The 13,248-nt window shown below is 66.0% G+C and carries 11 protein-coding genes; 6 read left to right on the top strand and 5 right to left on the bottom strand.

Annotated features, from left to right (window positions below; genetic code table 11):
- Positions 1 to 233: 233 nt before the first annotated feature.
- On the bottom strand, positions 234 to 1,364 hold the full coding sequence (locus QMZ05_RS22555; protein ID WP_353702734.1) for a lytic transglycosylase domain-containing protein: 1,131 nt from the start codon (positions 1,362 to 1,364) through the stop codon (positions 234 to 236).
- Positions 1,365 to 1,456: 92 nt separating this feature from the next.
- Between QMZ05_RS22555 and QMZ05_RS22560 the strand changes: the two genes are divergently transcribed.
- The gene (locus tag QMZ05_RS22560; protein ID WP_353702735.1) at positions 1,457 to 2,386 is read left to right on the top strand and encodes a glycine/sarcosine/betaine reductase selenoprotein B family protein; all 930 of its coding nucleotides are present in this window, start codon (positions 1,457 to 1,459) and stop codon (positions 2,384 to 2,386) included.
- 222 nt (positions 2,387 to 2,608) lie between these two features.
- Here QMZ05_RS22560 and QMZ05_RS22565 read toward each other — a convergent pair whose 3' ends face one another.
- Positions 2,609 to 3,613: a bile acid:sodium symporter family protein gene (locus tag QMZ05_RS22565; RefSeq protein WP_353702736.1), complete on the bottom strand. Its 1,005-nt coding sequence runs from the start codon at positions 3,611 to 3,613 to the stop codon at positions 2,609 to 2,611.
- 103 nt (positions 3,614 to 3,716) lie between these two features.
- On the opposite strand from QMZ05_RS22565, the gene QMZ05_RS22570 reads away from it, so the two are divergent.
- On the top strand, positions 3,717 to 4,568 hold the full coding sequence (locus tag QMZ05_RS22570; protein ID WP_353702737.1) for a LysR substrate-binding domain-containing protein: 852 nt from the start codon (positions 3,717 to 3,719) through the stop codon (positions 4,566 to 4,568).
- Positions 4,569 to 4,781: 213 nt separating this feature from the next.
- Here the strand turns inward: QMZ05_RS22570 and QMZ05_RS22575 are convergent, their stop codons facing one another.
- A complete protein-coding gene (locus QMZ05_RS22575; protein ID WP_353702738.1) occupies positions 4,782 to 5,834 on the bottom strand; it encodes a phenylacetaldoxime dehydratase family protein in 1,053 nt (350 codons plus the stop codon).
- 36 nt (positions 5,835 to 5,870) lie between these two features.
- Complete coding sequence (locus QMZ05_RS22580; protein ID WP_353702739.1) at positions 5,871 to 6,881, bottom strand: carbon-nitrogen hydrolase family protein; 1,011 nt, start codon at positions 6,879 to 6,881, stop codon at positions 5,871 to 5,873.
- Between the two features lie 208 nt (positions 6,882 to 7,089).
- Between QMZ05_RS22580 and QMZ05_RS22585 the strand changes: the two genes are divergently transcribed.
- The 4 genes from QMZ05_RS22585 to QMZ05_RS22600 all read left to right on the top strand — a co-directional run bounded on the left by QMZ05_RS22585 (position 7,090) and on the right by QMZ05_RS22600 (position 10,704).
- Positions 7,090 to 8,046 carry a helix-turn-helix domain-containing protein gene (locus QMZ05_RS22585; protein WP_353702740.1) on the top strand — a complete coding sequence of 319 codons (957 nt, stop codon included), beginning with the start codon at positions 7,090 to 7,092 and terminating at the stop codon, positions 8,044 to 8,046.
- A 149-nt stretch (positions 8,047 to 8,195) separates the two neighbouring features.
- A complete protein-coding gene (locus QMZ05_RS22590) occupies positions 8,196 to 8,543 on the top strand; it encodes a ribonuclease E inhibitor RraB (RefSeq protein WP_353702741.1) in 348 nt (115 codons plus the stop codon).
- A gap of 235 nt (positions 8,544 to 8,778) precedes the next feature.
- Positions 8,779 to 9,132: a PilZ domain-containing protein gene (locus QMZ05_RS22595; protein WP_353702742.1), complete on the top strand. Its 354-nt coding sequence runs from the start codon at positions 8,779 to 8,781 to the stop codon at positions 9,130 to 9,132.
- 150 nt (positions 9,133 to 9,282) lie between these two features.
- Complete coding sequence (locus tag QMZ05_RS22600; RefSeq protein WP_353702743.1) at positions 9,283 to 10,704, top strand: MFS transporter; 1,422 nt, start codon at positions 9,283 to 9,285, stop codon at positions 10,702 to 10,704.
- Between the two features lie 88 nt (positions 10,705 to 10,792).
- Here QMZ05_RS22600 and clpA read toward each other — a convergent pair whose 3' ends face one another.
- Complete coding sequence (gene clpA / locus QMZ05_RS22605) at positions 10,793 to 13,201, bottom strand: ATP-dependent Clp protease ATP-binding subunit ClpA (protein ID WP_353702744.1); 2,409 nt, start codon at positions 13,199 to 13,201, stop codon at positions 10,793 to 10,795.
- Positions 13,202 to 13,248: the final 47 nt, after the last annotated feature.

Raw genomic sequence — 13,248 nt, forward strand, 5'->3', positions numbered from 1 at the left:
CTAGAAATTACCTCGCCGTCGTCACTCTTGCTGCTATCGTCCTATGGATGCGGTAACTGTCCACACCACCTAGGGCGCGGTGCTCAATGGGTCAAGCAAGTGACGCACAGGGCCGGTATGCAGTGGCGATAAACCCCCGCTCGTCATTGCGAGGAGCGAAGCGACGAAGCAATCCATCTATCCGCGCATGGAGAGATGGATTGCTTCGCTTCGCTCGCAATGACGCGGAGAGATCACGCCCGGTTCTTCAGAACGAAGCATGCCCCGCCCGCTTTGCGGATGCGGTTGCACAGGCCGTCGGCTTCGGGGCGCGTGTCGGCGCCGATCCGAACCTGGTAGAACGTCGCGCTGCCGCGGCTGCGCAGCCGCGAGCCGAGCAGGCTCGGATCCTGATCGCCGATCACGTTGGACAGCCGCTTCATCGCGCGGGCGTACATCGCGAGCGCCTTGTCGCGGCTGAAGCCGGCGGCGAGTTGCACGCCCCATACCTTGGCCGCCGACAGCGTGATGTGCTGCTCGAGCCCGGCCACGAACGGGTTGGGCGCGCGCTTCAACAGCGCCATCAGCTCGCGGCAGCTCCTGGCCGGCGGACGTTCCGGCATCTTGCCGTTGTTGCGGGCGGCAGCGGCCCAGTCGTCGACGCTGGAGCCGGTGATCGCGGAGACGTAATTGCGCGTCTCCTGCGGCATGTAGCCGGTGCCGGCAAGCCAGTCCTGCACCCGGCGCGGACCGGCATTGTAGGCGGCGGCCGCGAGGCCGAGATTGCCGAACTGGTTGCGCAGCTCGCTGAGGAATTCCGCCGACTTCGGCAGCGCCTGGACAGGATTGAAGGGGTCAAGGAGCCCGCGCTCGTTGGCGGTGCCGGGCATGAACTGCGCGATGCCCTGCGCGCGCTGGCCGCTGCGGGTGATTGGACCGACCGCGTCGGCCTGGAAGCGGCTCTCCTGCCAGATCACGCGCGCGAAGAATTCGAGCGGCAGATCGTTGGCCCGCGCCGCCGACTCGATCATCAGGCACATCGCCTCGCGGGTGTCGCTCTCGCGCGCGTCGTCCGCGGGCTTGTCGGCTGTGGCCGCAGGTTTCTCGGACGTGTCGCCCGGTGCCGCAACTGGCTTGTCGGCAGGCGCTGCGGGGGTGTTCGCTGGAGGCGCAGCAGGTTTCTCGGCCTGTGTATCCGGGGCCGTCGCAGGCGCGGCCGCTGGTTTCTCAGCGGGCGCGGCAGGTTTGTCGGCAGACGGAGTCGCGGGCGGCTCGGCGGCTGGCGGCGTCGCCGGGGCCGCGGCGGGCGTGTCCTCCGCGCCGGCGCCGAGCGTCGGCACCAGCATCACAAGCAGGACCAATGCGGTGCAAAGACCTGTTCGCATGGCAAATCTGTTCCCGCGCTGGCGCGGCTTGACACCGCAAGCTCGTGGTCTAGCTATGGACTGAAATGATGGCGCGCAAAAGGGAGCGCAAAATGGCCGCAGCTACGGACGACCAACTCGGCTTTGCCCCCGACGACGACGCCCCGATCGGCTACATGAAGCGGACCCGCGATTATTACGCGGCGATCGGCTACACCACCCCCTACCGCTGGGCCCATTACACCTCGGCCCCGTTCCAGCCGCTGACGAAACCGCTGAACCGGTCCCGCGTCGCCATCATCACGACGGCAGCCCCGTTCGATCCCGCCAGGGGCGACCAGGGACCCGGTGCGAAATACAATGGCGGGGCAAAATTCTATTCGGTCTATGACGGCGACACGTCGCAGCAGCACGATCTGCGGATCTCGCACATCGCCTATGACCGCATCCACACCACGGCGACCGACAGCGGCACCTGGTTCCCGCTGGCGCAGCTCAAGCGCCTCGCCGCGGAAGGCACGATCGGCGAAGTCGCGCCGCGCTTCTTCGGCGCGCCGACCAACCGCAGCCACCGCGTCACCATCGAGACCGACGCTCCCGAGATCCTCAAGCGCTGCCGCGACGACAAGGTCGACGCCGCAGTGCTGGTGCCGAATTGCCCGGTCTGCCACCAGACCGTCAGCCTGGTCGCGCGGCATCTCGAAGCCAACGGCATCCCGACCGTCGTGATGGGCTGCGCCAAGGATATCGTCGAGCACGCCGCGGTGCCGCGCTTCCTGTTCTCCGACTTCCCGCTCGGCAACTCCGCCGGCAAGCCACATGATGTCGCCTCGCAGGCCCTCACGCTGGAGCTCGCCCTGCGCGTGCTGGAGTCCGCGCCCGGTCCACAGACCACTGTGCAGTCACCGCTGCGCTGGAGCGAGGATGCGTCCTGGAAGCGCGATTACAGCAACGCCGAGGCGCTAAGCGCCGAGGAGCTGGCCCGCCTGCGCCGCGAATTCGATGCACAGAAGGAAATCGCAAAGGGCCTGCGCGTCGCGTAGCGTCGGGCGTTTGCGTCCTCGCTCGCCAAACTAACGGTGTCATCGCCCGGCTCGACCGGGCGCCCAGTATTCCAGAGACACCGGTCAGTCACGGAGAAGCCGCGGCGTACTGGGTCCCCCGGTCCCGTCTACGCCAAGGCTTCGACGAGGCCGCGATTTCTTGGCGCGCCGAAGCTTTAGCGAAGGCGGCAAGCCGGGGGACGACGAGCGGAGGCGGAATGTCTACGCGTGCGCCGGGATCGCATCACGTGACGTCTCTTGCTCGCTGCCCGCATAACGGCGCGCGAGCGCGGCGCAGGTCATCAGCTGGATCTGGTGAAACAGCATCAGCGGCAGCACGATCAGGCCGACCGACTGCCCAGCGAGCAGCACGCTCGCCATCGGCAACCCGCTCGCCAGCGACTTCTTCGATCCGCAGAACATGATCGCGATGCGGTCGGCGCGCGAGAAGCCGAGCAGCTTGCTGCCGAAACCGGTGATCAACAGCACGATCGCCAGCAGCGCCGCATCGAGGCCGAGCACGATCGCCATCTGCGTCGCATTGACCTGATGCCAGATGCCGTGGCTGACGCCATCGCTGAACGCGGTGTAGACGATCAAGAGGATCGAGCCGCGATCGACCAGGCCGAGTACCGCATGGTGCCTGGCGACGAAGCCGCCGATCAGCGGCCGCGACAATTGCCCCGCAACGAACGGCAGCAACAGCTGCACGACGATGTCGAGCGCTGCATTGCCGGAGAACCCGCCATGGCTCGAGAGCAGCACGCCCGCCAGCAGCGGTGTCGCGACGATGCCGAGCAGATTGGAGGCGGTCGCCGAGCACAGCGCCGCCGACACATTGCCGTGCGCGATCGAGGTGAAGGCAACCGAGGACTGCACCGTCGACGGCAGGATGCAGATCAGGATCACGCCCGCCCACAGCGCCGGCGTCAGCAGATGCGGCGCCAGCGCATGGGCCGCGAGCCCGAGCAGCGGGAACAGGGCAAAGGTCGACAGGAAGATCACGAGATGCAGCTTCCAGTGCCGGGCGCCGACCAGCGCCTCGGTCGTCGAGAGGCGAGCACCGTGCAGGAAGAACAGCAGCGCGATCGCAGCGTCAGTGGCGTAACCGCCGATCACGGTGCCCTGCCCGTGCAGCGGCAGCAGCGTGGCGAGGCCGACCATGCCGACGATGGCGGCGATGTAGGGGTCGACAGGCACGAATGATCGGAGACGGCTGATGGTCATGGCAGGTTCCTTTCCTTGGCTGAAAGGTGCTCCCCGCGAGGCTGATTGTGAATTGCGCTTACCGATGTTACTATCATTACGTAACGTAATGACGGATCACCGCATGCTCGACCCGACCCAGCTCGAAACCTTCCTCACCGTGGTGCAGACCCAGAACTTCACCGAGGCCGGCCGCCGCCTCGGCCTGAAGCAGTCGACGGTGAGCCAGCACATCCGCAAGCTCGAGGCCGCCGCCGGCCGCCGCCTGTTCGTGCGCGACACCCATTCGGTGGTGCTCACCGCCGACGGCGAGGCGATGACCGGCTTTGCGCGTCCGATCCTCGACGCCAATGCGCGCGCCCGGGACTACTTCGCAGGCTCGCAGGTGCGCGGAAAAGTCCGGTTCGGCGCCGCGGAGGATTTTGCGAGCTCCCGCCTGCCCGATCTGCTGCGCGACTTCGTCCGTCGCCACCCGCAGGTCGATCTCGAGCTGACGATCGGGCTCAGCGCCGTGCTGTACCAGCAGCTCGATGCCGGCGAGCTCGACCTCGTGCTCGGCAAGCGACGGCCCGGCGACGCGCCGGGGCAGCTGGTGTGGCAGGACCGGCTGGTGTGGACCGGCGCGCCGGGCATGCGGCTCGATCCCGAGCAGCCTTTGCCCCTGATCCTCTACGCGCCGCCGAGCGTCAGCCGCAGCGTCGTGCTGGAGGCGATGGAACGGTTCGGACGGCCGTGGCGGATCGTCTGCTCCAGCGGCAGCCTCAGCGGCCTGCGTGCCGCGGCGCTCGCCGGCCTCGGCATCACCCCTCAGGCGCAGGGCCTCATCCCGGATGGTCTCGAAGCGATGCCGGTGTCAGGCCTGCCGCCGCTCGGCAGCGTCGAGTTCGTGGTCCGCACCGCACGGCGGACCAAGCGCGGCCCGGCGGTCGAACTGGCGCAGGCGATCACCGCGCGTGGCGGCCGCCTCCGACCTTAGGCACGGTAGTGTGGATCGGCCCCGCGGCAGACTCGCTGCACCTCTCCCGCTTGCGGGGGAGGTCGGATCGCATCGCCAGATGCGATCCGGGTGGGGGCTCTCTCCGCGATGCGACTCGCGGAGAGAGCCCCCACCCTGGCCCTCCCCCGCAAGCGGGAGAGGGAATGCACTTCCGACGCGGCGACCGCTCGGGCGATCCCAGCAAGTCGAACGTCAAGCGGACTGCGCCGCCGCGAGCTGCACCGCATTCAGCATGCCGGTCCGTTCGTGGCAGCCGAGATATTCGAAGAACTGCTCGTCGGCGGCGGCGACGGTCACCTCGTGATACAGCCTGAGCTTCGCGGCCGGCCCGAGCGTCGACAGATACTTCATCGCCGCACCGAAGATCCTGACATGGGTCGGATGCGATTCCGCCCAGCGCTCAAGCGCCGCGAGACTCTTCCACCAGCTCTGGCCGTAGGATTTTTCCGTAAGCCTTCCGTCCGCATCGACGACGCGCATGTAGCGGTTGGCGTAGCAGCCGATCGGCACGCCGTCGTCGCGCAGGAAATCCATGCCCTCGCGCAGCACCGGCTCGACATCGTCGAGATACATCTTGCGTTCGGATGCCTCGGTATCGCTCCAGTCCTGTCCGGAGCGGATCAGGCAGAGATTGTCATGCGCGACCACGCGGATGCGTGCGCCGTCGCGGATGATGCGCGGCTCGCCGCCGGGCATCATCGCATCGGTCTGCGACAGCGGGATGCGGTCTCGCATGCCGCCCCAATAGGCGTGCTCCTGGACCTCGCCGCTCATGCCGTCGGCAAGCACCGCGACGCCCTCCGGGCGCCCGAGCGAGGAGAACAGCGTCTCGTAGCGCGCAACATGCGGCCGCAGCACCTCGATGAAGCGGCCGACGCCATCGCTGGCGCTGCCGCCGGTCCAGGCCTCGCGCGCACCGCCGAACCAGGCGTCGAAGCGCCCGGCATCGTCCCAATAGGCGACCGAGACGACATTGGTGAAGCCGGCCTGGTCGACATATTGCGCGCGGTCCCAATGGGTCGGGCCGTTCTCGTCGGCAAAGCGTTTTGCGATCTGCGCCAGCGCCGCGGTCGCGGCGGCACTCGGCTCGCCGCGAAACTGCACGCCGAAATAGGCCATGATCACGTTGGCGACCGCGGGCTTGTGGCGCGCGACGAAGGACGGATATGGCGGCGCATAGTCGTCAGGCACACGACGATGACGGGAGCGCGCTGTCTGCAAATGAGGAGGAATCGCGGATTCCATGGCAGTCACCTCCGGTTGGATGTTGCCCTGATGCATTCAGCTCGCGGCCGCGTCGATCTCCTCGAAGCTGTCGAGCGGCAGCGCGAAATGCTCGACGCGCTTCGAGGGCTTCTTGTTCAGCAGCAGGCGCGTGACGTCGGGCCGCGAATAGTGCCCGGCCGGATCGGCGGCGTTCTTGGCGATCCCGATCGCGCCGAGATCGATATCGGCGAGCAGCAGCCCTTCCTGATCGGGCGGCAGCTTCTCGGCGATCGAACTGCCGTCGGGCCCGTAGATCGCGGCGTGTCCGCCGCCGACATGCAGCAGCGCGTGCTTGTCCTCGCGATCGCACATCTCGTCGACCATCGCCTGCGAGACCGTGGCGCAGGGCGCCAGCACGAAGCACGAGCCTTCAACGGCGTAGACCCGCGAGGCCGCGTTGTTGACCTCCCAGCCGAGCGCCGGCGCGAACGAATCGTACAGCGAGAAGCTCGGCCAGGCCGCGACATGCACCTGCTCGTTCTGGGCATACATCGCGTATTTCGACAGCGGCTGCAGATGCTCCCAGCAGCACAGCGCGCCGAGGCGGCCGATGCCGGGGCGGTCATGCACCGCAAGGTCGCTGCCGTCGCCCTCGCCATAGACGGTGCGCTCGGCGTGGGTCGGCCGCAGCTTGCGCCGCTTCGCGATGGTCTCGCCATCGGGTCCGATCAGCCATTGCGCGAGATAGAGGCTGCCGCCATCGCGCTCGGACAGGCCGAGCACCGCGGTCATGCCGGCATTCTTGACCGCGAGCCGCAGCTGCTCGGCCTGCGGGCTGTCGTAGCTCAGCGAGTTATCGAAATAGCGCTGCACGAAGCCGCGCCCGATCGCCCAGGCCGGCGAGTCCAGCCAGATGTACCAGGGATAGCCGGGGATGAACGCCTCGGGGAACGCAATCAGCTTTGCCCCCTTGGCGGCGGCCTCCTCGATCAGCGCGATGGACTTGGCGATAGACGCGTCGAGATCCAGCCAGGCTGGCGCCGCCTGCACCACCGCAACGCGATATTTCGGATGTTCGATGCCCATGATGTCCTCCTCGCAGCCGGCCGCTCCGGCCGGTTCGGTCTTGATCGGCCGCAGCCGCTTCTGACATCATGCTGCCCCGGGACCGGGACCACCGTTCGACCAGGACGGAAGGAAAATTCGACTGCGGAGGAGATTCCCCCAGCCGCCCCCGGTACGAAGCTTGCTTTGTTTGCGTGGCCAGCGTTTGCACTCGTGAAGGGAGGAAATCATGCCGGCCCTGTTCACCACGGACACCGCGCCCACGCATCGGCGCCTGGCGCTCTGGCAGGACATCGTCTGCGACGTGTTCGTGCAGCTCGACTGCAAGTCCGACCTCGGCTCCGCTTTCCACGGCGCCATCACCAGCACGCAGCTGGGTCCGGCGAAGTGCTCGGTCGTATCGTCGAGCCGGCAGCGCGTGCTGCGCACACCGTCGCGGATCGCGCGCGCCAGCGAGGATTTCGTTCTGTTCGCGCTCGGCCGCAGCGGCTCGGGCGGCGTGGTGCAGGACGGCCGGGAGACCGTGATCCAGCCCGGCGAGTTCGCGTTCTACGACACCACGCGGCCCTACGAACTTCGCTTCAACGACGACTTCACGCAGACCATCTTCCAGGTGCCGCGCGCGATGCTGCACCGGCGCTTTGCCGGCACCCAGGGCCTCACCGCGACCACGTTCACATCGGATCGTCCGGTGCAGCGGCTTGCCTGGCAGTTCATCTCGGGGCTAGCTGATATCGCCGATAGGCTCGATCCGGACAACGCGATCCGCCTCGCCGATCAAGCCGCGGACCTGCTCGCTATGGCGATCAGCGAGCGCATCGGCGGCGCCGCGTTGCCGGCCTCGACCCACCGCTCCGCCCTGCTCTACCGGCTAAAGGCGCACATCCTCGCACATCTGCCGAACCCAGATCTTGGCCTCAGCGAAACCGCAGCGGCGCTCGGCATCTCGCCGCGCTATGTCAACAGCCTGCTCGCCGACGAGGACACCTCGTTCCAGCGCTTCGTGCTGGCAGAGCGGCTGGAGCGCTGCAAGCGCGACCTCGCCTCACCGGCACATGCGCATCGCCACATCAGCGAGGTCGCGTTCGCCTGGGGCTTCAACGACCTCTCGCATTTCGGCCGCGTGTTCCGCGACCATTACGGCCTGTCGCCGCGCGAGTGGCGGCACAGCCGGCTGCCGAACTGACCAGTACCGCTTCATCCGACAAGTTGATGGCGAGCACGATGAGCAAGCGCGGGTCTTTTACCGCAATATTCTTTCTTGCGTGTGTTGCAGCCCTGGAACTCGAACAGGTAGTATTGGAGGAGATTTAAGTCCAGCGCGAGGACTGGCAAATGTTCAAAATCGCGATGGTCCCGGATTGGCCGCGCAATTCAGATGGGGATGTGCTTCGCAGCATGGCGAAGCGCGGATTTGACTTTTCTCTGCCCCACGAAATCGATTTCGATATCGACTTTCAGCCATGGCCACCGCCCGCTGAAGCTATCCAGCTCCTTCGGTCAAAGTGTCAGGACGTCAAAATCTATGACGAAGGCCAGTACGTGCAGCTTAGAATCAATGCTCACGTCACCTATGAATTCGTTATCCGGACCCAAGCCGACTTATCGGAACAAATGAAAGCCTTCGGCGGCGTCTGTGAGTCATGGGGAGTGTTCTACATGCCCTTTAAGCCAGAGGTGTAAGGGCTTGTGGCGTTTGCGCCATAATACTGCGTTTTCGAGCGAAGCGGGTACCGGTTCGCGTTAAGAAAACGCGTCAAGACAAGGCTCCGGAAGCGCTTTGCGGCGCAAAATAGCCGAGAATCCGGGCCTTCACAGATGCAAACAATTTACACTAACTGCAACGGGTTCCGTTGGTACCCTTCTTTTCGCGGGTCCGGACCGGTACAGTTGTGCCGTTCATTTGAGGAGGATTTCCATGCAGGACCGGCGCCAGAGCCCACGCGACAAGGTGTATTACGGTGCGGTTGCGGAGATCAATGAACGCGGCTCGACGATGGATTGCGTCGTCCGCAACATCAGCGAAGGTGGTGCCTGTGTCGAATTTGGTGATGCCGCACAGCTGCCCGAAGAGATGAATCTCAGCGTCGCGCGCAAGGGCCGCTCGTTCCTGGCGCGCCTGATCTGGCGCCAGGCCAACAAGGTCGGGCTCGCCTTCCGGATCATGACCTCGGACACCCCGGTCAGCGACCTCGACGAGCGGGTCCGCCGCAGCGAGATCAAGAAGCGGCAGCTGCAGCGGCGCATCAAGGAACTGCTCGGCCAAGGCTAACGATCAAGGCTAACATCGACGCTGAGCCTTTTTCGCGTTCCCCGGCCTCGTTTCGGTGCACTCGGGGCCGACATTTCGGGGGTTGCAAAGGTCAGGTTAATCCAGCATCCGGTAAGCCCGCCAAGCTGGAACCGAGAGCAACCTCACGACATGTCGTCCGCGATTATTGAGCATCCCGACGGGCTGCCGCAGCCGCAGCGCAATTGGGCCATTCTCACGATCGCGCTCGGCCTTGTGATGGCCGTCGTCGACGGCTCGATCGCCAATGTCGCGCTGCCGACCATCGCGCGGGATCTTAACGCCAGCCCGGCATTCTCGATCTGGATCGTCAACGGCTATCAGCTGGCAATCACGATCTCGCTGCTGCCGCTGGCCTCGCTCGGCGAGATCATCGGCTATCGCCGCGTCTATCTGGCGGGGCTGCTGCTGTTCACGCTGGCCTCGCTGTTCTGCGCGCTGTCGCACACGCTGCCGCTGCTGACGATCGCCCGCATCCTGCAGGGGTTCGGCGCCGCCGGCATCCTCAGCGTCAACACCGCGCTGGTCCGCTTCATCTATCCGCATTCGCAGCTCGGCCGCGGCATCGGCGTCAACGCGCTGGTGGTCGCGATCTCGGCTGCGGTCGGCCCGACCATCGCCTCGTTCATCCTGGCGGTCGGAACCTGGCCCTATCTGTTCGCCATCAACGTCCCGCTCGGCATCGTCACGCTCGCGCTGGGCTGGCGGTTCCTGCCGCACACCAGGCCCGCCGTTCACGCCTTCGACTGGCAGAGCGCTGCGATGAGCGCCATCGCATTCGGGTTCGGCATCAGCGCGATCGACAGTGCCGGCCATGGCGAGGCGCTGTATGTCTGCGCATTGGAATTCGCGGTTGCCGCGGTCGCCTCGCATTTGCTGTACCGGCGCCAGCAGCATCTGCCCTCGCCGCTGCTGCCGGTCGACCTGTTGCGGATTCCAATCTTCGCGCTGTCGATCGGCACCTCGATCGCCTCGTTCTGCGGCCAGATGCTGGCCTTCGTCGCGATGCCGTTCTATCTGGAAAACCATTTCGGATATTCGGCGGTGCAGATCGGCCTATTGATCACGCCGTGGCCGATCGCGGTCGCATTCGCAGCGCCGCTCGCGGGGTGGCTGGTCGAGCGCTACCCGGCCGGCCTGCTCGGCGGCATCGGCCTGCTGATCTTCGCGACAGGGCTGGGCTCGCTGGCGCTGCTGCCGGCCCATGCGGCGCCGATCGACGTGATCTGGCGCATGGCGCTCGCCGGCGTCGGCTTCGGCCTGTTCCAGACCCCGAACAACCGCACCATGATCGCCGCCGCCCCGCGTGAGCGCTCGGGCGGCGCCAGCGGCATGTTAGGGACCGCCCGCCTGCTCGGACAGACCATCGGCGCGGCGCTGGTGGCGATGCTGCTGGCGCGCTATCCGGCCGACGGCACGCGGATCTCGCTGATAGTCGGCGTCGCCTTTGCCGTCGCAGGCGCCGTGCTCAGCACGCTGCGGCTGTCCTCCGCCGGCAGCCGCGGCGCCGAGCGGGTGCGGGTCCAGGAGGGGCAGCGCCTCAAGGGCGAGTGACGCGCGCGCACGCGACGCACCCTCCATCAGCGCAAACAAAAAGGCCGGCTATTCAGCCGGCCTTTTCATTTCATTACTAGCTCGCGCCTCAGGCCTTGACCATCGGCCCCTTTGAAGCCGGCCCCTTGGTGCCGCCGCCGCCGCCGTTGTTCGGGCCACCCTTCGGCGGCTTGCGCTTGCGCGGCGGCAGGTTCTCGGGCTTCGGGGTGACCGGGCCTTCGACATATTCGAAGCCGATCTTGTCCTTGGCAGCCACCTCGTCCTTGACCAGGACGACGCGGACGTGGCCGCCGCCCTTGAGGTGGCCGAACAGAACTTCATCCGCGAGCGGCTTCTTGATGTGCTCCTGGATGATACGCGCCATCGGACGCGCGCCCATCTGCTCGTCATAGCCGTGCTCGATCAGCCAGGCCTTGGCAGGCTCGGACAGTTCGATCGTGACGTCGCGGTCGGCGAGTTGCGCCTCGAGCTGCAGCACGAACTTCTCGACCACCATGCCGATCACCTCGGCATTGAGGTGCGCGAAGGAGACGATCGCGTCCAGCCGGTTGCGGAACTCCGGCGCGAACTGCCGGTTGATCGCCTCGTGGTCGTCGCCTTCCCGCTTCGAGCGGGTGAAGCCGAAGGCCTGCCGCGCAAGGTCGGCCGCGCCCGCATTCGTGGTCATGATCAGGATCACGTTGCGGAAATTGACCTGCTTGCCATTGTGGTCGGTAAGCCGGCCATGGTCCATGATCTGCAGCAACACATTGTACAGATCCGGATGCGCCTTCTCGATTTCGTCGAGCAGCACCACGCAATGCGGATGCTGGTCCACGCCATCGGTGAGCAGGCCGCCCTGGTCGAAGCCGACATAACCGGGAGGTGCGCCGATCAGGCGCGACACGGTGTGCCGCTCCATGTATTCGGACATGTCGAAGCGCAACAGCTCGACACCGAGCGACGCCGCCAGTTGCTTGGCCACCTCGGTCTTGCCGACACCGGTGGGACCCGAGAACAGATAGCTGCCGATCGGCTTCTCCGGCTCGCGCAAGCCGGCCCGCGCCAGCTTGATCGACGCCGCCAGCGACTCGATCGCCTTGTCCTGGCCGAACACCGTGCGCTTCAGGGTCTGCTCGAGATGCTTGAGCACCTCGGCGTCGTCCTTCGACACGCTCTTGGGCGGGATCCGCGCCATGGTTGCGATCGTGGTCTCGATCTCCTTGATGCCGATCGTCTTCTTGCGCTTGCTCTCGGCGACCAGCATCTGCGCCGCACCGGACTCGTCGATCACGTCGATCGCCTTGTCGGGCAGCTTGCGGTCATGGATGTAGCGCGACGACAGCTGCACCGCCGCCTCGATCGCCTCATTGGTGTATTTCAGCCGATGGTAATCCTCGAAATAGGGCTTGAGGCCCTTGAGGATCGCGATGGCATCTTCCACCGTCGGCTCGTTGACGTCGATCTTCTGGAAGCGCCGCACCAGCGCGCGGTCCTTCTCGAAGTGCTGACGGTATTCCTTGTAGGTGGTCGAGCCCATGCAGCGGATCGTGCCCGACGCGAGCGCAGGCTTGAGCAGGTTGGACGCGTCCATCGCGCCGCCGGAGGTGGCGCCGGCACCGATCACGGTGTGGATCTCGTCGATGAACAGGATGGCGTTCGGATGCGCCTCCAGCTCCTTCAGGACCTGCTTCAGCCGCTCCTCGAAATCGCCGCGGTACCGGGTGCCCGCGAGCAGCGTGCCCATGTCGAGCGAGAACACGGTCGCGGCCGCCAGCACGTCGGGCACGTCACTGTCGACGATGCGCTTGGCGAGGCCTTCGGCGATCGCGGTCTTGCCGACGCCGGCTTCACCGACGAACAGCGGGTTGTTCTTCTGGCGGCGGCACAGCACCTGGATCGCACGGTTGATCTCGGCATTGCGGCCGATCACCGGATCGATCTTGCCGTCGCGCGCCTTCTTGTTGAGGTTGACGCAATAGGTCTCGAGCGCCTCGCCCTTCTTCTTGGAGTCCTCGTTGCCTTTGGTCTCGGTCTCCTCGTCGACGCCGCGCACCGGCCGCGCCTCGGAGACGCCGGGCCGCTTGGCGATGCCGTGGCTGATGTAGTTGACGGCGTCATAGCGCGTCATGTCCTGCTCCTGCAGGAAGTACGCGGCGTGGCTCTCGCGCTCGGCGAAGATCGCGATCAGCACGTTGGCGCCGGTCACCTCCTCGCGACCGGACGACTGGACGTGAATCACCGCGCGCTGGATCACGCGCTGGAACCCGGCGGTCGGCTTCGCGTCATCCGCGCCGTCCGTCACCAGGTTTTCGAATTCGGTCTCCAGATAATTGACGAGGCTCGTCCTCAGCTTGTCGAGATCGACGCTGCAGGCCCGCATCACCGCCGCCGCGTCCGAGTCGTCGATCAGCGACAGCAGCAGATGTTCGAGCGTTGCGTATTGATGATGACGCTCGTTTGCGATCGCCAATGCACGGTGCAGCGATTGTTCAAGGCTTTGAGAAAAAGTTGGCATTCGCGTCCTCTATGGCCCCCGGCCATCATGATCGCCATTACCGGGTC

Source organism: Bradyrhizobium sp. INPA03-11B, assembly GCF_040446015.1.
In the GTDB taxonomy this organism is placed as follows: domain Bacteria; phylum Pseudomonadota; class Alphaproteobacteria; order Rhizobiales; family Xanthobacteraceae; genus Bradyrhizobium; species Bradyrhizobium macuxiense_A.